Genomic DNA, 19784 nt, shown 5'->3' on the forward strand with positions numbered 1-19784 from the left:
GACGCGCATTTTTTTGATACTCGTTTCAGTAGTTTTTACAAGCCTCCTACGCAGGCGTTCCCAGCGAAACCCTGATACCGAAAATATCTTTCAGCGCCTTGCGCGCCGCATGGTAGCCGCACATGCCATGTACCCCGCCGCCGGGTGGTGTGGAGGAAGAACAGAAGTAGATGCCCTTGGCCGGGGTGCTGTAAGGGTTCAGCTTAATTGCGGGGCGGGTGTATAACTGCCGGGCATCCATGATGCCGCCGCCAATATCCCCGCCGATGTAGTTCGGGTTATACGCCTGCAGCGCTTGTGCATTAAAGGTATGCCGCGCCAGGATGGTATCCCGGAAACCGGGCGCAAAACGTTCTACCTGCTGCTCTATGGCATCGGTCATGTCTTTTTCCGAACCATGCGGCACGTGGCAGTAGGCCCAGGCCGTGTGCTGCCCTGCCGGGGCGCGACTGCTGTCTGCAATACTTTGCTGCGCCAGCAGAACGAACGGCTTGTCTGCATGCACACCGCGGTGGGAAAGCACTTCTGAAGCGGCCATTTCTTCCAGCGTATTGCCGATGTGTACGGTACCCGCCTGGCGGCAGGCCGCGGCGGTGAACGGAACGGCTTCGGACAATGCCCAGTCTATCTTGAACACGCCCATGCCGTAGCGGTATTTTTCAAGCTGCCATTTGTAGATACCGGAGATCTTATGGCCCGCCAGTTCAAGGAATTGTTTAGGCGTAACATCCAGCAGCAGTGCATGATGGGAAGGCAGCTGCCGCAGGTTCCGCACGTAGTTGTTTGTTTCGATCTTCCCCCCCAGTGACGTGAAGTATGCCGCCAGTGCGCCGGCTATTTGCTGCGAGCCGCCTTTGGGCAACGGCCAGCCATGCCGGTGGCCTACAACAGACAATACCAGCGCAATGGCTGAAGTGGCCATGTTCTCTAGCGGCTGCGTGGCATGCGCGGCCATACCGCCCAGCAGGCCTTTTACGTAAGCGCCGTTAAAACGTTTCACCAGCGTAGTAACTGGTTGCAGCGCCTTCAGGCCGAAGGCCGCCATTTTCAGCGGGTGTGCGGGAAAATGGAATGGGCCCAGCGCATCGTTCACGATCTGCGGCCAGCTTTCTATAAAAGGTTCCAGCAACGATTGATAAGCATCGGCATCCGCCCCCAGCGTGGCAAGGGTTTCGGGCATGTTGCTGCTCAGTACGGCGGCGTGGCCGTCATCAAACGGATGCGCAGCGGCTATGGCGGGATACAGGTACTCCAGTCCAAAGTCCGTCAACGGCAGGCTTTGGAAGAACGGTGAGGTGGCGGCGAGGGGATGGATAGCGGAACAGACATCGTGCAGGAAACCGGGCAGCGTCAGCTCTGCCGTGCGGAGGCCTCCGCCGATGGTATCTTTTGCTTCCAGCACCAATACCCGCAAGCCTTGCTGCTGCAGGGTAATGGCGGCCGAGAGGCCGTTAGGGCCGGAGCCTACTACAATGGCGTCAAAATCCCGCTGTTCCATTGGCTAAATATACATCAATCTGTTTTTGCGTTCAGGTCTGAACACAAAAACAGCTGGGATAGCGGGTAGGATGAAAGGCCGTAGCTGTTTTACAGATGATAAAAACGAGCAGGGAACAGGCATGCCAGCACGCCGGTTCCCTGCGGGGCAGCGCTATGCGCTAAAGATGTACGGCATTGCTTCGCAATTTCCTTGATTGCAGGTAATCTATCAATTCCCTGGGCCGGTCTGTCTGAATGATATTGATCCCCCGCTCAATGAGCCATCCATAGGCGGCGTCTGGCGAGGTCAGGGCCAGTTCATCGTCCCGGTTGCCACAACGGTCAGGGGTGATGGTGTTGATCCATATCCAGCTTCCGTATTGCTGCCTCCATTGCTGCAGCCGCGGCACCAGCGATGACGTATCTTCCTCAAATTTGACCTGCAGCACGCTGAAATCCCGCGCCTGCTCATACGGGTCAAGATATTCGGGGATACGGGGCGTTTGCGCCTTGATCTTCGGCATAAACGCCACACTGTCCAGCACCGGGCCTGCCAACAACTGCATTTCCGCAAGGGAGAGGTATGCTCCTGCAATTACCTGGTCTGCGGTGCCGGTCTTTTTCAGCACCGGGTACACGAGCGGCAGGAAATTCTCCGCTTTGTCCAGGTTAACAAGTATTTTCCCTTTTGTTATAAGCATCGCTTCTTCCAATGTAGGAATGGGGTGCCGGGTGGGCCTCCCGAGGCCGTCCCGCAGCCTGAACTTTTGCAGCTCCCGGTAGGTGTACTGGTTGATCTTCCCCTTGCCGGTGCTGCAGCGGTCCAGCTTGCTGTCATGCATCAGCACTATCACGCTGTCTTTGGTCAGTTGCAGGTCAATTTCCACGATGTCTACCCCCATTTCTATACAGTTACGGATAGCTTGCAGCGAGTTTTCGGGCGCATTCCGCCAGTCTCCCCGATGCGCCACCGTCATTACATAACCGCCCGCCGGCGCACTATGCAGCATAGCACGTAATTGTTCAAAAGACGCACGGCCGTTTTGCGCCTGCACACTGCCTGTATAACAAAGCAGGCATGTGAGCACTGTCAGTAAGGCCCGGCGAATTGGTTGGTCCGGATATTTCAAAGCGCTATGTTTTTATCAGGTGAAAGTTTAGATTTTATAGCCGCCAGTTCTTCCATCAGCAATTGCAATTGCGTGGCCTGCTTGTCTACCTGCGCTTCCAGTTCGCTTACTTTTTTGTCTTGCGCTATGGTATAAAGCGTCAGCTCTTCTATTGTTTTCAGAAAACCCCGGTTGAGCTTGTGAAGGCTGTACCCCTGCTTTTTCACAGTTGCTTCAGAAGGGATGGCGGGCAGGTGCTTGTGCTCCTGCAGGAATTTCTCCAGCTCCTGCAGCGAAGGCAGGTGATAGTCTTCAGCAAATACGTAATCATCCCAGTCAGACACAGACGCCAGGGCAAAGTCTTCGCTCACAATGCCTTTGCTGACCCACAGGGAATAGTTGTTGTCCTGGATGGGGCTGGATGTGTCGCCCACGGAAGCAAGGTACTCGTTATAGGCGTCCGTGCCAATGAATACCAGTTCCTTGCCGGCGGAAATGTGGAACACCTGAGCGCCGGAGCTGTTGCCCACATGCACGCTTCCTTTTACGTTCAGCTGTATGTCTGTGGCGGGCGCAATGCCAATGCCCACGCGGCCGGTTACATAAGACTCCCCTGCTACCTGCAGCTTGTAGGCGGGCACGGTGGTGCCGATGCCCACATTGCCGGCTGTATTGATGGTCATTTTTTCAGCGTTGCCCACACCCAGGTGCATATTATCCCCGGTAACGGTACCCAGGAACATGCCGCCTAACGAAGCTTCCCCGAGGCGAGCCTGCGGCCCGTCCTGATAGTGAACGAGTATATTCCCGTTTTTCACATGCAGGCGTTCATTTGGCGTGCTGGTGCCCAAGCCCACCCTGATATTATTGGAAGAGATATATACTCTATTGCTACCGGTAGACCATTGCGCCTGTGCCCCGGACAGGATGAACAGCATGCCGCATGCCATAGCCAGTTCTTTCCATTGACAAAATTGTGATAAGGTACCTAAAGACTTTTTCATGATATTTAACAGATTAATGATGTAATAAAATTTTCAAAAAGATCATTATGCAGGTCAGTTGCAGCCGCAGTCCATGACCATGGTGGCCGTGTACTGTTTACCGCCGGTCATGCATTTCAGAACATAAATACCGGTAGGCACCCTGCTTTGCCGGATGTTGTCCCATGTCAGGCTGCGTTGCCCTTTGACCACATCGAAGCGTTTCTCGGCCACCAGTTTACCGCTCATGTCGTACAGGCCGAGGTAGGCCGGGCCGTTTTCAGGGAGCGCCTCTCCAAAATCCAGCGTGATCCTGTTAGTAGCCGGGTTGGGGTACACAATAATTTTGGAAAGTTTTTTCTCTGTCAGCGGTGTTTCCGCCGCCATAGCTGCTATCAGCGGCGGTTCACTTACCATTTCCGTGGGCGGCGCCGTCAGGCAGCCTCCGGGTGTGCGGGGAATGGCATTCATGCGGGATACATCGTCGTTATGCACGTCCTGATTATTCTGGTTAGGCGTGTAGAAAGGATATGACAGACCGCCCGGCGATATGTTGGAGACCTGCTCCTTGAAGTATTCGAATGCCTCCGTACGGCACAGCGGCATTTCCCAAATAGCCAGGTCATCCAGATACAGCGACTGCCAGCTGCTGTTAGGGAACAGGGTTATCAACGGTACAACCGGCGTAGTGTCCTGGAAGGCAGGCTGGTCATCCAGCCCATAATCCAGGTACATGCAATCGAATTTCCCGTCTTCCGTTCCCATATGCAGCCGTACCTGGCCGGCCTCTTGTACCAGCATCACAAAAAACCAATGGTCTGCTCCATGATCGGCTATATACCGGCGTACGTTGACGGTAGATGATTCCCAGAATTTTACTTTCCAAAGCTCATTATCTCCCGTTTTTTTATTGGTGTACCGCGATATATATGCCCTTCCGTCACCTACGATACCGAAATCCCAGATGAATTCCGCGCTGTCATCGGCCACTTCCATAATACGAACAGTTGCTTCGGGGCCTGCTGTCATTACATCCTTGAACTTGACCCAGCATGCAACAGAAAAACCATTGGCATTGATGTTAAATGAATGTCCTTGAGACATTGGCCTAGCGGTAGCCGCCGGTTTGACATACAAGGCCCCCGTTGAAGAACCGTGCCGGTCTGTTGTGCTTTCATAGTTCTCATTCTCTGTTCCATCCCGGGACGGGAACCGTATGCCATTGATGGGATTCTTGTCGTCTATCAAATTATGATAGTGGTTGAATTGGTTGGCATTCAATCTAACCATGCTGAAGAAGCTCTTCAGCTCGGGATAGCTGACGCCCTCCTGCGCCTGCGTTTGCGCGGTATAGAACAAGGCCGCCATCAGGGCCATGCATTTGATAAATATCTTCATTGCATCAAATTAAAAGGTGATTATTGCCGGGCATCAATGATAGCGGTGAGTACTTCCGGTATGTCTGTGATCAGGTAATCGTACCCGTTGTTGAGCACCCAGTCAAAGTTGTTACGCTTGTCGTCATTAAAATTCACGTATTTCTCCACCGCGGATTTGGTCCAGTAGCCCGAGCAGGACGTGGGTGTTTCCGAGAACACGCCTACCCGCAACGGAACGTTGCTATTATAGTGGAGGGATTGCACGTAGGGGATGGCACTTTTAAGGAAAGTGTTGATCGGGGTAGGCTCATCGTTTTTCAACCGTACTTCCATACCTACTATTGATACAAAAGGGATGCCTCTGCCTTTGTTAAGGTCCAGCCAGTTATGGAAATACGTCTCATAGTCCGCAATATCGTCTCCCAGTTTGGGCGTATAGGCAATAATAGGATGTGCGTCTACACCATCCGCGGCCATTGAGCGTACAAAATACTTGCGCAGGGTATCTTGTACAGATCCCCATACCGGATCATCATAAGTATATTTCCCTTTAAAGATGATCCTGTCTGTAAGGCCATAACGGCAGGCGGCGCCCACCGCTTCCAGGAACACGGCGTCAAAATATGGCCGGCCGGGTACCTTGAACGTATCTACCGGTACCTGATCAGGGATGCCGATGTCCAGGTTAACGGGTTTGGTGATCTGATGATCGTGCAGGTATTTGAAGGCATTCTCCAGGGTCAGCAGGGTTTCAGACGTTTCCAGGTCAAAGCGGTCAAAAAGTTTGTAAGGCGTCAGTGTGGCCAGCGTAAGATCGTAAATGGAAGCGTTCGGGTAGTCATCAAGCGTTTGTTGCAGTACTTTCTGCGGCATGTCATCATGAAAGCAGATCGCTTTTTTGTCTTTGCTGCTTCTGACGTCCAGCTCTATCACGTCAACGTCAACCCGGGTTGCCGCTGCCTGTATGGACCCCAGGGAGTTTTGGGCCACGCCGGCATTGCGCCAGAAACCGCGGTGCGCTACTACCGTAGGGCGGTCACTTCTGAAAAGGCCACTGTAGTCTGTATTGTACCAAACGTTGAACAACCCATAAGGAGTAACCTGGTTATTGTTGTCACTAATTCCCGGGATAGCAATGTATTTCACCGTGGCATTCTTAATAGTCAACTCCGCTACAACAGGCTGCAGCGGTGTGAGCCACGTTCTGCAGCTGGCTTCCGCATTATCCAGATAGGTCCTCGCCGGCCTTTTGGCTTCCGATACCAGCAGAGAAGTGGTGGTATCCAGCATAGATGACAGATATTTGCCGGAAGCGAATACTTCATATATGCCTTTCAGCTTAGACAATGCCCCAAGCCAGGCCCAATTGCTTAAGAAAGTTTCTTTCCCGGTGAAGCTGCAACCCGAAGGATGGAATATGCTGGTATGCTCTATCAGCTTTTTTATATCGTGGCTCGATACTTTATCCGTGGAGCCCCATGGGAGCGCCCTGGTAACCTCCCAGTAGCCTTGTGTTTGACCGTTCTGCGTTGTGCTGCCGTAAAGCAATGGCCCTTTTGAACGGGTCACCTTGTCATAAGCATACAGGCGGAAGGTAACGATACTTCCCTCGCTAAATCCGCTGCCAAAAATACCGGTTGGCGTACCTTTGCTCATATACCATACCCGTTGGGCATTAAGATGCGTCATTAAAGTACGCACGGTCTCGTCTGACGGGGCCATGTAAGTAGTGAACGTTTTTTCACCGCCGGAAACGGTCACGCTGCTGTCCGTGTTCCAACTGACCGTTTGCGCTAAGGCGGCGGCATGCAGCAATCCTGCACACACCCCTGTGCAAAATATTTTTTTCAGGCACATAGTGAATATTTGATGTGAGTAATGTCTAATAATTAGGGTTTTGGCTCAGGGAAGGGTTGAGCGCCCGCTCGTTTTGAGGAATAGGGAACAGTTCCTGTTTTTCGGGTGTGAATGCCCGGTTCAGCTCTTTGACGGCATTGATTTTCTGCTCCGCAATGCCGAGCGTTACCAGGTCAAACCAGCGCTGCCCTTCAAAGCCCAGCTCTACCCTGCGCTCGTGGATCACCTCCTCCCGGAACTGTTCTTTGGTGAGGTTTTCCGTAACGCCCGGCATGTTTACCCGGCTGCGTACTTTGTTGATGGCCTTGTAGGCTGCCGCCGTGGGGCCGTTCACTTCATTTTCCGCTTCCGCGAACATGAGCAGTACATCCGCATACCGGAGAATGGGAATGTCCAGTTCTCCCTGGTTCAGCTTGATGCCGTTCAGCGTTGTGTATTTTTTTATGGCGAAGTCCGTTTCGAGCGTGCCTTTCGTATTTCTACCGTCAAAAGGCAGCAGGGCCGTATTGTTGGAATAGACATCGCCGGGCACGGTAATGGAGGCTTTCAGGCGCGGGTCCCGGTTGTCATACGGGTTGCTTTCATCGTAGAGCGGGGAAGCCGTTACCGGCAGCCCGTCTGTGCAATAGAAGTCCTGCACATAATTTGTATGTACAGACACGCTCAGGTTGCCGCCATGGGCGGCGTAAAAGCGGCCGAGGCCGGTGCCCCTGGTGAGGTCGTTATTTTTCAGGGCAAAGAGCACTTCCTTGTTGTCGATATTGGCCAGCAGGAACTGGGCCTCATAGTTGGCCTGGCCATCGGTTCCCGCGCCAACGGTAAACAATCCAATGCCTGCGCCTTCCGCCAGCGGCATCAGCGCGGCCAGCTCCTGCAGGGCTTCCTGCCATGGGCGGTTGCCCATGCGGGCCTCATACAGCAATACCTTACCCAGCATACCGCGGGCAGCCAGTTGTGTAACCCTCCCTTTTTCATTATTGAAGGGCTTTACCTGCAGCACCTCTACGGCGGCTTTCAGCTCGCTGATCACAAAATCCACCACCTGCTGGCGGGGCGTTCTTTTCAGCTGCAGCGCCTCGTTTTTTTCAATAAAATGCGTGTACAGCGGCACATCGCCAAACAAGTACGCCAACCGCATATAGGCAATAGCTCTCAACGTACGGGCCTCAGCAGCGTAGACGTCCCGCTCCTGCCGGCTTACAATACCGGGGGCGTCTATATTGTCCAGCAAGGCGTTGGCCCTTTGTATCAGCACATAAGGTTTTCCATAGTAACCGGCCATGGTACCGGCCGCGTCCAGGTTGGCATAACCGTTGCCCTGCGAGAACGCGATCAGGTCTGTTTCATATTTGAACAATTTGGCATTGTCGCTGATGGCATCCAGCTCCGGAATTTTACCGAACAGTTGCGCGCTCTGGAGGGCGCTGTACACGCCGGTGAGCCCTATTTTCAGGTTGGCGGCATCGTTATAGAAGGTTTCCGGCGCCAGTGTATTCTGAGGAAGCCTTTCCAGGAAGTCTTTCTGGCAGGCAAACAGCGCAACGGCCAATAACAGGAGTATGTATTGTTTTTTCATGACAAATGCTGGTTTAGAAGGATACATTGACCCCGGCTGTGAATATTTTCAGTTGCGGTAAGGCAGACGTGGCATACTGCGTTTTGTCCTGCCGTTCGGGATCAAAATCTTTAAACGAAGTAAAGGTGAGCAGGTTCTGCGCGTTCACGAACAGGCCCAGCCGCTGCACTCCCATTTTCCGGAGAAGCGCCTGGGGCAGCGTATAGGCCAACTGTATGTTCTTCAAGCGCAGGTAGGCACGGTCCTGCACCCAGAAAGAAGTATGGTTCACTTCAATGGTTGAGCCGTTGTAGCCTTTCCTGTCCACCCACAGGCGGGGGTATGTGGCGCTGGGGTGCTCGGGCGTCCACCGGTTCAGCCAGTCGGCCCGTATGCCGGCAAACGGGAAGGGCGCCGTGCCGCGTGCGAGGTACATATCTGTATGCCCGATGCCCTGGAAGAGTAGCGAAAGGTCAAACCCTTTATATCCGGCCTTCAGGTTAAAACCGTACAGCAACCGGGGTACCCTGTTGCCGATCACCACCTTGTCATTTTTATCTATCACACCGTTGCCGTCCACATCACTTATCCTGAAATCTCCCGGCTGCGGCGCTACGCCGAACAGCGTTGTATGGTCAGGCGCATGGGAGATCTCCGCTGCGTCCTGGAAAATGCCCTGCAGCCGGTAGCCGTATATCACGCCAATAGATTCTCCCCTGATCAGCCACTCATTGGCGCTCTCGCTCAGGGCCACGCGGTCAGACTCGTCCGTAAGGCTGGGGTTGATAGACTTTACCTTGTTGGTGATATAACTCACATTGAAACCACCACCAATTGATACCTGCCCGATCTTATCCCGGTAGTTCACATTCACCTCCCACCCCTTATTTTCCACCGCTGCGGCATTAACCGTAGTGGGCTTGTCAATGCCCAGTGACAGCGGGTTTTCTATTTCGGTAAGGATGCCACTGGCGCGCTTGATGAAATAATCTGCTTCCAGCGTCAGTTTTGAGCGGAAGAAACCGGCGTCTACACCAAGGTTAACGGATTGCGTCTGTTCCCATTTCAGGTCTGGATTGCCGATAACGGAATAAGCTCCGCCGTTGTTGACCACGTTATTGAACGCGTACCGGTTGGTGAGCGATACCTGGGTGGCAAAGGGGTACATGTCTGTATTCTGGTTGCCGAGTATACCCCAGGAAGCCCTGAGCTTCAGGAAATCTACCGCGTTCGTATTCCAGAACGGCTCGTTGCTGACCAGCCAGCCTGCGGACAACGACGGGAAATTACCGTACCGGTTGTTGGCCCCAAAGCGGGAAGAGCCGTCCCGGCGGAAATTAAATTCAAACAGGTAGCGGTTGCTGAAGTCATAATTCAACCTCCCGAAGTAAGACCTGAGCGCCCAGGAGCCGCGGCTGGTATTGGCTTTGGGGGTAGAAGCCCCGCTGCCCAGCCTGATCATGCTGGTGGTCTCAAATTCAATTTGCTGTACCGTATTGGTTTTGCCGTTGTAAGACTCCTGGTTGTAACCCACCAATGCGCGCAGCGTATGCCGGCCCACTTTTTTTTCGTAAGCGGCCTGTACAAAGGCGGTCACATTGCGGGAGGTTTTTTCTATATCATATAACTGGCTGCCGGGAAAAACAGTGGTGGCCAGGTCTCCGGTAACCACATCGTACTGGGAAAATTCCCGGCGGGTATCCGTATAATCGCCGTGCTGGTAGTGATGGCCTACGGTGCCTCTTACCTTCAGGTCTTTGATCAGCTCATACTCCGCATACACGCTGCCCAGCAGCTTATTATTCTTTTCCAGGGCAAACTGATTGTCCAGTATACCTTGCCCGTTATTGCGGCTGGAGGAAAGGCCCAATTGCTGTTCCAGCGCGGCATACCTGCCCTGGGCGTCATACACGGGCACAATCGGGTGCTGCATGAGCGCTCCTTCAAAAGCAAGGTTGCCCTTGCCGCTGAGATCGTTGCCGGCAGCATCGTCTTTAGGAGTGTACCGGGTATCTGCGTAGCTGAAAGCGAGAGATGCGCCTATCTTCAGCTTTTCGGTGACGCTATTATCCAGATTGAGGCGGATATTATAGGCCTTATAATTTTGCCCGCCCCGTATAATGCCATCCTGGTCCAGGTAGCCGAGTGACAAGCTGTAGGCGGACTTTTCGCCGCCGCCCCGGAGTGACACGGCATGCTGCTGGATGGGTGCGTTTTTCCGGAAGCCTACCTTCAGCCAGTCCGTGGCCGGCAATGCGGCGTAGCGGTCAATATCCGCGTCTGTGAATTTGTATTTGGTATCACTGTTATCCGCCGCTTCGCGGTAAAGCTCCAGGTAAGTGCGCGGGTCTGTTACCATATCCGGCAATACCGTTGGCTGCGAAAAACCCGTTGAAAAGTTATAGCTTACAACAGGCCGGGAGTTCAGCTTTCCGCGTTTGGTGGTAACCAGCACCACGCCGTTGGCCGCCCTGGAACCGTATATGGCGGCGGCGGAAGCGTCTTTGAGCACGGTGATGGACTCAATATCGTCCGGGTTGATGTTGTTAATGGATGCTTCAATACCATCCACGAGGATGAGCGCACCGGCATCGTTCAGCGTACCGATGCCGCGCACGCGAATAACCGCTTCGTTATTACCCGCTTCGCCGGTAGGCGCGTTCAGGTATACGCCGGGCATCAGTCCGTACAACGCCTGCGATGCCTGCGTAATAGGCCTGTTCTCCAGGCTTGCCGCGGAAATGCTCGATATGGCGCCGGTCACTTCCGTTTTCAACCGGGTTTCGTACCCTACCACTACCACCTCGTTGAGATTGGACTTGTCTGCTTTCAGCAATATCTTCAACCGGGTTGCTTTCCCATGTTCCACCACCACCTGTTTCAGGCTGGCAGGCTGGTAAGAAATAAAGCTGACCTTCAGGTTGTACCTGCCGGGCGCAAGCTGCAAGGAAAAAGTACCATCCGCGCCGCTCTGGCCCACCTGGCCTGTTTCCAGCACCTGGATGGTGGCGCCCGGAAGCGCTTCTCCCTTTTCATTAGTGACCGTGCCTTCCAGTATACCCTGCTGTTGCTGTTTACGTGGCACCAGCACAATTCCTTCCTTACTTTCCTTATAGGCTATCTGCGTATTTTTCAGCAGGTAATCCAGTACCTCCCTGGCCGGCGCCTTTATAAAAGTTTTGTGGCGCACATTGATCTGATGTACACCCAGTACCTTGCCATCATACACCAGCGGTGCGCGGATAACTTTGGCAAAAGCCACCAGCGCGTCTCCCAGCTGCTGGTCCCGGAGGCTGATATCAACCACCTGCGTCAATACCTGGGCGTTGGTACGGCCGGCAATCATCACCTGCGTGAATGTGAGCAACAGAAAGGTAACAATGCAGTATATGCGCATAATCTGTCTTATGAACAAATAATTTTTTTTCATACATTTGAACGTCTGGTTAATTGAATTTTCATTGGTCAGATACAGACAGCCCCAACTTTGTGGAAATCGGAAGGGCTGTTGAGCATAGCCTTCAGGTTACTCAGACCTGAAGGTTTTTTAATAGATCGTTATTTCATTGTTTTCCCTCCTGTATTGTTTATTGTGAATGGAACAAATAAGTTTCACCAGCGCTTCGGGCTGCTGCTGGCGGGATACCTGTATGGTGTAATGCCCTTTCTGCACCGCCGGGCTGGCAGAACGAAGACGGATGCCGAACTGATTGTGGAAAACAAGCGCCAGCTCAAGGAAAGAAGCGTCCTGCAGGAAGGTGGTGCCCTTCATCCAGCCTGCCGTTTCATCTGGCAACTGCCGCTTGCGCTCCACCTTGCCGGTAATTTTATTATACACCAGGCCCTCGCCTACCGCCAGTATATTTCCTTCTTTGCCCTGCGGGGTCTGTACGCTAACGCGCCCTTCCTGTACGCTTACGGCTGCGTAATCCAGCTCCGGATAGGCGCTAACGTTAAAGGCGGTGCCCAGCACCGTAGTGGTGAGACAAGGGCTATGCACTACAAAAGGCAGGTCTGCATGCGGCACCACTGTAAAGAAGGCCTCTCCCGCATCCAGGTACACCGCTCTTTCCTTATGGAAGCCGGCGGGGCTGTACCGCACCGTGCTGCCGGCGTTCAGGCTCAATACAGAGCTATCTGGCAGCGTTATTTTCTTTAACTGGCCGGTAAGGGTAATAATGGTATCCATTTGCGCGGCCGTTTGGCGGGAAAGCCGGCCGCGCTGCTGGCTGAACAGGTAAAAAAGAACAGCTGTGCCCAGCAGCAGGAGCAATACAGCCGCATAACGCCGGAAGAGCGGGACTACCGAAGCGCCCCGGCGCCGGTGAACATGCTTTTGCAAATTTTCCTGGAGTTGTTGCCGGATGGCGGCCGCTCTGGCGGCGTCCTGCAATGGCGGAATATCTTCCGAATAGCCGAAGGAATCATACCAATCGTCTACCAGGCGGGCATCGCTCTCATTGAGCTTTCCCCGCTGATATTGCCAAAGCAGCTTTCTAAACTTTCTAATTTCCACGGTAGCGCATCATGTTGTTCTATAAGCTATACAGCCCTGCGCTCCGGAAGTACCCCGAAAATATGTTAACTAATTGTTAATGACCCTGCCCCGGTAAGCAATACGGTGGCAAAAAGCAGCATCAGATCTTCATCTATGGGGTTTTTATGGAGAGATTCCCTGAGCAGGCGCAGGGCCTTTGTAATATTGTTCTTCACTGTCTGCTCTGCTATATTGAGGTTTTCGGCGATCTGCTTAATTGACAAACGGTTGCTGCGCATAATAAAAATAGTGCGCATCTGCTCGGGAAGCTGATCTATGCAGGCATCTATATGGCTTTCCAGCTTTTCATGTTCGCGGAGAATGTACGGGCGTGAAGCAATATTTTCAAACTGCCTTGCCAATTTTTCCAGCACGGCCCGTTTCACCTGGCTGGAAGTAAAATGGTTGATCACCTTGTTCTTTACACTTTTGAGCAAATAGAACTCAAGGGTTTCCTGGCGCAGGGAAAGCGTGTCCCTCCGTTCCCAAAGTTGCAGGAATATATTCTGTGTAATGTCTTGCGCAACCTGTTCATCTGACACCCTCCTGTAGGCAGCTGCAAACATCTGTTGCCAGTAGGTATTGAAAATGGCAGTAAACGCCTGTTCATCTCCTTTTTGCAATAAACTGATCAGGTCCTGCATAACAGTCATTAAGTATAAGGTAAAGAGTAAAAATAAAATGTAAAATGTTACGGGTGTATTAAATAATTGAGATCAATTCTCTGCCTGGCCTTTCTGCGTGCCGACGTGGGGCGACCGCTTTGCCGTTTAATATCCCGAACATGTTATTCTACTCAAAATACAATATACGTTTGATGTTTCAAACCTTGTCAGTCAGGCCCTATTTCTTCCCCTTGCCGCTCTCTTCGTTCTCTTTTTTCCTGAACGCAACAATGCCCGTTATCAGCTCCAGCGGCAGCGGCTCATTGCTGGGGAACTGGATGGCAGACTTGCTCACCTTCAGCCCTTTCAGCTCTTTTTCGAACTTTTTGAGCAGGGCTTCACTGAACGGATGAGACAGCGAAATATGTTTGGCGTATGCGGAATAATAGACCAGGTACCCTTTGTATTTGAAACAGGGTATCTGGTAGCTGATCACTTCTTCCGCCTCCGGCACTACCTTGTGCACAATGTTGCGGATGGCCTGCATCCTTTCCTGCACTGCTTCAGGAAAGGCTTTGTGATATTCGTCAATGTTCTTATAATCAGTTTTTGCCATAGTGGTGAGGTTTAGAATTATTGATATAAGATACAACCAAAACCGCTAAAATAAGCAGTATGGTGATGAACAGAGATGGATACCAGAAGATTGTTGATATCTGAATAGCAAGGATGTAAAAAATGCTGGGTCAGAACCCGTAAAATACCTGCCGCGTTTTATATACTCCCCGCTCGAACATCCATATCACTACATAACCGCCGGCGCCGTCGGAATTGATGGCCTCAACAAAACACCGGCCGCCCGCACTGTCGTATCGCAGCTGGGTATGAAAGAAATTGGGCTCAAAAACATCGTTGAAAGCACTGTCCGGCATATTGACCGGGCGGCCTTTCCAGGAAAGCCGGAATACGCTGTATTCCTGGCGGGGCAGGCCGCCATCGGTGCCCCAGAAGTCGCGGCCGTCAATACGGGCCAGGTATTGGTACTCTCCGCTACGGTTATATTGCAGTTGCCTGTTCTCCTGCCTGAACAGGCGTTTCCCGAGCACCAGGCGCAGCGAATCCTGGCGGAAAATGATACTGTCTTCCGTAGCTTTCTGAACGGCAATTTCAGGGAAATTCCGCACCATTTGCAGGCGGGAACGGTGAATGTACCCGGAGCCGGTCTGTTTACCCGAGCCATAATCCACAGAATACCACTCCCCCGCTGTTTCCATGCAGAAAACAATATTGCCGGAGGGCACGCGGCCTGTTACCGTGCCTGACAGCGAAGGCTTGTCCCGCACGTTCACATAACCGTCTTTATCTTCTACCAGGGCAAACTGGGCGTGTAGCTGGAGTGAAAGGCATAGCAGCGCAAGGAAGGCAAGATGTCTCATGTGGCATAGGTTAGGCCCTAAAATAACTTAATTCCCGCTTCCGGACGTTCTTTGTATCAAAATCGAACACATACAAATAAAGTAAATATATTTTATATTCATCTGTAGGCTTTAGGCAGATGGCATTCTTTTAGTGGCCGTATGCACATGCTTAGAAACCACCTCAAGATTGCCTGGCGCAATCTCCGGCAAAATAAAGGCCTTTCCGCCATCAACATCCTGGGCCTGGGCATAGGGATGGCGTTTGCTATCATCATCGGGCTGTGGATCAGGTATGAGACCAGCTTTGATACCTTCCATGCAAATGCAGACCGCATTGGCCTGATCAGGAAACACAGTTTTTCCAACAATGAAAAAAAGACGCAGGTGGGCATCCCCCTCCCCTTGTACGATGAACTGAAAAACAACTACCCGGCCATCAAACGCGCATCGCGGATGGATTGGGGCAATAACCACAGCCTGGTGGCGGGAGATAAAAAACTGTCCAAAACAGGTCTTTATGTAGACCCGGACTTTCTGCATATGTTCACCTTCCCGGTAATTGAAGGGAATATAGAAACGGCGCTGCAAGACCCCAATTCCGTTGTGCTCACGGAATCATTGGCCACAGCGCTGTTTGGCGCGGAAAGCCCTGTAGGCAAAACGCTGAAGGTAGACAACCAGTACAATGTAATGGTAACGGCCGTTATCAAAGACGTGCCGGACAATTCCTCCATCACTTTCCAGTTCCTGGCGCCTTTTGAGTTCAAGGTGCAGAACATTGAATTTGTCAGGAACGCCAAAACGCAATGGGCCAACAACTTTTTGGCCAACGTGGTGGAGATCAGGGAAGGCGCTTCCATGGAGGCGGTTTCCAAAATGATAGACCCGCTGATCATGCAAAAAGACAAGTCCGTGAAGAACCAGCACCTGTTCCTGCAGCCCTTCAAAGACGTACACCTGTATGATGAGTACAAGAACTGGAAAAACGTGGGCGGGCGCATTAAATACATCCGGCTGTTCGGCATCATCGGCATATTTGTGCTGCTCATAGCCTGCATCAACTTTATGAACCTGGCCACGGCACGTTCCGAGAAACGCGCCAAGGAAGTGGGCATCCGCAAAACAGTAGGCTCCCGGCGCGGGGAGCTGGTGCTGCAGTTCCTGGCGGAGTCTATGCTCACCGCTTTCATTGCCTTTATTTTCTCGCTGCTCTTGATACAACTGATACTTCCCCTGCTGAAAGACATCGGCTTTGAGCATATCCGGTTTGATTTCGGAGACGTTTACCTGCTGGGCGGCGTGCTGGCGGTTTGCCTGCTCACCGGCCTGGTGGCCGGCAGCTATCCTGCTTTTTACCTCTCCTCCTTTCTGCCGCTGAGAGCGCTGAAAGGGAACCTGAAACAAGGCCGGGGCGCCATTACCTTCCGTAAGGTGCTGGTAGTATCCCAATTTGCCGTGTCTATAGCACTGGTGGTATGCACCATTATTGTGTTCCAGCAAATACAACATGCCAAGAACAGGTCTGTTGGCTACGATCCCAGCAACCTGATCACCATCAACATGAGCAGCGACCTGCAGAAAAATTATACAGCAGCCAGGCAGGAGCTGTTGAATACCGGCGCCATTGCTTCGGTAGCCCGCGCATCCAGCCCCATGACGCAGTCTTACAACAACTGGGGCGGCTTTACCTGGGAAGGCGCCGCGCCCGACGTAAAAGACAATGTAGTATTTGACGTGGTGATGACGGATGTTGACTATGAACAGGCCACCGGCCTGAAATTCCTGCAGGGAAGGCCTTTTTCCAGCGCTTACGCTACAGACTCTTCCGCCATCATACTGAACCAGGCCGCCCTGAAGGTGACCGGTTTTAAAGACCCCATCGGCAAGATCATCAGGCTGGACGGACGACCGCTGACCATTGTAGGCATTACAGAAAATGTGCTCAACAGAGATCCCTTCAGGTCATTTACCCCCGGTGTGATCCTCTTTCAGCCCGGCAGCGCCTTTATTATGTTGGTACGCCTCAAACCGCAGGCAGACCTGCGCAAAGCGCTGGCCGCCATTCAGCCGGTCATTGAAAGGCACAACCCGGCTTACCCCTTCGAGTATAGTTTTGTAGACCAGGAATTTGCCAAAAAATTCACCACGGAGAACCAGGTAGGCAAGCTGGCCGCCGTGTTTGCGGTACTGGCCATTTTCATTTCCTGCCTCGGCCTGTTCGGGCTGGCCGCTTTCATGGCGGAACGCCGCACCAAGGAAATAGGCATCCGCAAGGTGCTCGGCGCTTCGGTGGCCAACCTGTGGTTGCTGCTGTCTAAAGAATTTGTGCTGCTGGTACTGCTGGCATGCACCATTGCATCTCCCCTGGCCCTGTGGCTGATGCATAGCTGGCTGGCACAGTACGATTACCGGATAGACATCAGCTGGTGGGTATTTGTGGCAGCGGGCATACTGTCTTTGCTGATTGCGCTGAGCACGGTGAGCTTCCAGGCCATCAGGGCGGCGCTGGTGAACCCGGTGAAGAGCTTACGGGCGGAATAGGCTTTTCGAGGCCTTAAAAAACGCGGCCGGCCGCAGTCAGATATGCGGTGGAAACGTATGGCCCCCAGCTTCAACTCAATATTGCGGAGTTGAAGATAAAGGACGAAGAATTTATAGAAGAACCTGTAAAATAACAGAAAGGGCCGCGCGAGCGGCTCTTTGATAGAAATCCTGTACGGCAGCCCTGCGCATGCCCCGTAATATTATCCATATATCCCATAAAAATTTCCATTAAAATCCCCGCCGGCAAAAGTAATATTGTACCAACCAAACGCCACGTATGAAGCACATCTTCGCCCGCGCCGCTTGTTTTGTATCAATACTGCTCAGCGCCTGCACCACCGCTCCCGAAAAGAAACCCAACATCATCCTGATAGTGACAGACGACCAGGGGTATGCCGACCTTAGCGCCTACTCCCATGTATCAAAAGATTGCGCCACGCCTAACATGGACCGTATTGCCAAAAGCGGCGTGCTGTTCACCAACGGCTATGCTTCCGCGCCCGTATGCAGCCCGTCCCGCGCCGCCATCTATACCGGCAAATACCAGCAGCGGTGGGATTCCGCCATGTACTGGAGTCCCGGGCTGCCGCAGAACGTGCTCACGCTGGCAGAAATGCTGAAAAGCGCGGGGTACATCACGCAGAAAGTTGGCAAGAGCGACTTCGGCAAACATTACCACACCGCCCGGGCCAGAGAGTTCCCCACCCGCCATGGCTACGATCATTTCCTGGGTTTCAGCGCCCATGCGCACGATTATTTTTTGCTGGATGAAGACATTGAAAAGGCCACGCCTGACCCTTACGGCCCCAGTGAAGCCCTGGGCCGCCTGTTTCGTGACACTGCCAAAGAGAGTTTCCGCAATACCTATACTACAGACCTGTTCACCGATGAGGCCATCCGGTTCATCAACCGGCAACAGGGCGATACGCCTTTCTTTCTCGACCTCTCCTACAACGCCGTGCACCACCTGATACATGAGGTGCCGCAAAAATACCTCGATAAATGGGGCGTTCGCAAGATACCTGACTATGACACCGCTTACGGTAAATACGCGCAATATTACTGGGATTACACACAGGTGAACAAGATCACTGATGAGGAAATGCGCCGCTACTACCTGGCCAACCTGAACTGCCTTGACGATAACATTGGCCGCTTGCTGCAAGCGCTGCAGGCACGTCATATGCTGGAGAACACGCTGATCATTTTTGTGTCTGACAACGGCGGAGAGCCGTTGAGCGGCGCCAACAACCTGCCTTTATGCGGATCGAAATACACCATGCACGAGGGCGGCATACGGGTACCGTTCATGATGAGCTGGCCGGGCAGGCTGCCTGAAGGAAAGATATACGGCCACCGGGTGTCTGCGCTTGACATTGTTCCCACCACGCTGGAAGCGGCGGGCATCAGCGATACTGCAAAGTTTGACGGGGTAAGCGTGTTGCGGCCCATCAAAGAGGACCGCCCGTCTCAAGCGGCTATGGCGCCGCTCTGTTTCCAGTTCGACAAACATTATGCGGTGATAGACGGCCCCTGGAAGCTGGTGCATACCTTCGACTATAACCCTGCTAACCGGCCCATCACCAGCCAGATACTGCTGGGCGCCCATAACAATGAGCTGGCTTTGTACAACCTTGAACAAGATCCCGGTGAAAGGAATAACCTGATTGAAAGGGAACCGGCCATAGCCGCAAAGCTGAAGGAGCACTTTGCCCAATGGAAAGCCGCCATGCGGGCAGACCATCCGCATTACAGGCAGGCAGCTATGCGTTGAACTGGCGTAAATGATGATCTAAATGCTTGTAGACAAAGATGCCTATTTCATTGACCGTCATTTTGCCGAAGAAGTTGTGAATAAAAGCAGGGTTGGAGAAATGCCCGTATGCAGCGATCTGTTCCATCCATATCTTTTTTTGTAGCTCCACATCTCCCTCCTTCTCTTTTATGGCGAAGCTGCCTGCTGGCATGTTCTTTTTCATGGGGCGCTCATCTTTTACCAGGCCCTTCAGGGCCATTTTGCCGAAGATCCTACCCAGTAATTCCTGCTTGTAAGTGTGCCAGCCCCTGCCTAGCATCCAGTCGTTCCATACCGTGCAATGTTTCGTCATCTGGTAAATATTCATTTTACCCCATTGGCCGGTGTTGTTACCGGTAAGGGAATTGACCCTGCCCGTCAATTCCTGCCTTATTGTGTGATCAAATATTGTCTTCATAACAGTTTCTTGTTGTTGTTGTATGTAAAAGTAGCCCTGCCTGCCAACACCCTCACTACGTAAAAATGACATTGAAGGGTGTATTTTGTGCCATTATTTTTAGGT

Annotated in this window: 14 protein-coding genes; 2 read left to right on the forward strand and 12 right to left on the reverse strand. The window is 52.6% G+C overall.

The window, feature by feature from the left end:
* Positions 1-46: 46 nt before the first annotated feature.
* The 11 genes from D3A97_RS21055 to D3A97_RS21105 form a co-directional block, all read right to left on the reverse strand.
* On the reverse strand, positions 47-1498 hold the full coding sequence (locus tag D3A97_RS21055; RefSeq protein WP_119080516.1) for a phytoene desaturase family protein: 1452 nt from the start codon (positions 1496-1498) through the stop codon (positions 47-49).
* 160 nt (positions 1499-1658) lie between these two features.
* Complete coding sequence (locus D3A97_RS21060) at positions 1659-2489, reverse strand: glycerophosphodiester phosphodiesterase family protein (RefSeq protein ID WP_119080517.1); 831 nt, start codon at positions 2487-2489, stop codon at positions 1659-1661.
* Positions 2490-2605: 116 nt separating this feature from the next.
* A complete protein-coding gene (locus tag D3A97_RS21065; protein ID WP_157986670.1) occupies positions 2606-3592 on the reverse strand; it encodes a hypothetical protein in 987 nt (328 codons plus the stop codon).
* 54 nt (positions 3593-3646) lie between these two features.
* Positions 3647-4969: a T9SS type A sorting domain-containing protein gene (locus D3A97_RS21070; protein WP_119080519.1), complete on the reverse strand. Its 1323-nt coding sequence runs from the start codon at positions 4967-4969 to the stop codon at positions 3647-3649.
* Positions 4970-4989: 20 nt separating this feature from the next.
* Positions 4990-6777 carry a glycerophosphodiester phosphodiesterase gene (locus D3A97_RS21075; RefSeq protein ID WP_157986671.1) on the reverse strand — a complete coding sequence of 596 codons (1788 nt, stop codon included), beginning with the start codon at positions 6775-6777 and terminating at the stop codon, positions 4990-4992.
* Positions 6778-6832: 55 nt separating this feature from the next.
* Positions 6833-8383 carry a RagB/SusD family nutrient uptake outer membrane protein gene (locus D3A97_RS21080; protein WP_119080521.1) on the reverse strand — a complete coding sequence of 517 codons (1551 nt, stop codon included), beginning with the start codon at positions 8381-8383 and terminating at the stop codon, positions 6833-6835.
* A gap of 13 nt (positions 8384-8396) precedes the next feature.
* A complete protein-coding gene (locus tag D3A97_RS21085; RefSeq protein WP_198674107.1) occupies positions 8397-11759 on the reverse strand; it encodes a SusC/RagA family TonB-linked outer membrane protein in 3363 nt (1120 codons plus the stop codon).
* Between the two features lie 150 nt (positions 11760-11909).
* Positions 11910-12878: a FecR family protein gene (locus D3A97_RS21090; protein WP_157986672.1), complete on the reverse strand. Its 969-nt coding sequence runs from the start codon at positions 12876-12878 to the stop codon at positions 11910-11912.
* Between the two features lie 65 nt (positions 12879-12943).
* Positions 12944-13543 (reverse strand): RNA polymerase sigma-70 factor, encoded by a 600-nt coding sequence (locus tag D3A97_RS21095; protein WP_157986673.1) that lies wholly within the window; start codon positions 13541-13543, stop codon positions 12944-12946.
* A 199-nt stretch (positions 13544-13742) separates the two neighbouring features.
* Positions 13743-14120 carry an iron chaperone gene (locus D3A97_RS21100; RefSeq protein ID WP_119080525.1) on the reverse strand — a complete coding sequence of 126 codons (378 nt, stop codon included), beginning with the start codon at positions 14118-14120 and terminating at the stop codon, positions 13743-13745.
* A 130-nt stretch (positions 14121-14250) separates the two neighbouring features.
* On the reverse strand, positions 14251-14940 hold the full coding sequence (locus D3A97_RS21105) for an SH3 domain-containing protein (protein WP_119080526.1): 690 nt from the start codon (positions 14938-14940) through the stop codon (positions 14251-14253).
* Positions 14941-15081: 141 nt separating this feature from the next.
* Between D3A97_RS21105 and D3A97_RS21110 the strand changes: the two genes are divergently transcribed.
* Complete coding sequence (locus tag D3A97_RS21110; protein WP_119080527.1) at positions 15082-17463, forward strand: ABC transporter permease; 2382 nt, start codon at positions 15082-15084, stop codon at positions 17461-17463.
* A 280-nt stretch (positions 17464-17743) separates the two neighbouring features.
* The gene (locus tag D3A97_RS21115) at positions 17744-19240 is read left to right on the forward strand and encodes a sulfatase family protein (RefSeq protein ID WP_119080528.1); all 1497 of its coding nucleotides are present in this window, start codon (positions 17744-17746) and stop codon (positions 19238-19240) included.
* On the opposite strand, the gene D3A97_RS21120 is transcribed toward D3A97_RS21115, so the two are convergent.
* Positions 19230-19679: a DUF1569 domain-containing protein gene (locus tag D3A97_RS21120; protein WP_119080718.1), complete on the reverse strand. Its 450-nt coding sequence runs from the start codon at positions 19677-19679 to the stop codon at positions 19230-19232. The two genes, D3A97_RS21115 and D3A97_RS21120, sit on opposite strands and share 11 nt — an antisense overlap.
* Between the last annotated feature and the right edge of the window lie 105 nt (positions 19680-19784).

Source organism: Chitinophaga alhagiae (assembly GCF_003568665.1).
Lineage (GTDB): Bacteria > Bacteroidota > Bacteroidia > Chitinophagales > Chitinophagaceae > Chitinophaga > Chitinophaga alhagiae.

What these genes read in the sequence shown, in the direction of transcription:
- D3A97_RS21055 (WP_119080516.1), bottom strand. Translation starts at nt 1,498, where the DNA reads ATGGAACAGCGGGATTTTGACGCCATTGTAGTAGGCTCCGGCCCTAAC.
- D3A97_RS21115 (WP_119080528.1), top strand. Translation starts at nt 17,744, where the DNA reads ATGAAGCACATCTTCGCCCGCGCCGCTTGTTTTGTATCAATACTGCTC.
- D3A97_RS21070 (WP_119080519.1), bottom strand. Translation starts at nt 4,969, where the DNA reads ATGAAGATATTTATCAAATGCATGGCCCTGATGGCGGCCTTGTTCTAT.
- D3A97_RS21120 (WP_119080718.1), bottom strand. Translation starts at nt 19,679, where the DNA reads ATGAAGACAATATTTGATCACACAATAAGGCAGGAATTGACGGGCAGG.
- D3A97_RS21060 (WP_119080517.1), bottom strand. Translation starts at nt 2,489, where the DNA reads ATGCTGCATAGTGCGCCGGCGGGCGGTTATGTAATGACGGTGGCGCAT.
- D3A97_RS21095 (WP_157986673.1), bottom strand. Translation starts at nt 13,543, where the DNA reads ATGCAGGACCTGATCAGTTTATTGCAAAAAGGAGATGAACAGGCGTTT.
- D3A97_RS21085 (WP_198674107.1), bottom strand. Translation starts at nt 11,759, where the DNA reads ATGCGCATATACTGCATTGTTACCTTTCTGTTGCTCACATTCACGCAG.
- D3A97_RS21100 (WP_119080525.1), bottom strand. Translation starts at nt 14,120, where the DNA reads ATGGCAAAAACTGATTATAAGAACATTGACGAATATCACAAAGCCTTT.
- D3A97_RS21080 (WP_119080521.1), bottom strand. Translation starts at nt 8,383, where the DNA reads ATGAAAAAACAATACATACTCCTGTTATTGGCCGTTGCGCTGTTTGCC.
- D3A97_RS21105 (WP_119080526.1), bottom strand. Translation starts at nt 14,940, where the DNA reads ATGAGACATCTTGCCTTCCTTGCGCTGCTATGCCTTTCACTCCAGCTA.
- D3A97_RS21110 (WP_119080527.1), top strand. Translation starts at nt 15,082, where the DNA reads ATGCACATGCTTAGAAACCACCTCAAGATTGCCTGGCGCAATCTCCGG.
- D3A97_RS21065 (WP_157986670.1), bottom strand. Translation starts at nt 3,592, where the DNA reads ATGAAAAAGTCTTTAGGTACCTTATCACAATTTTGTCAATGGAAAGAA.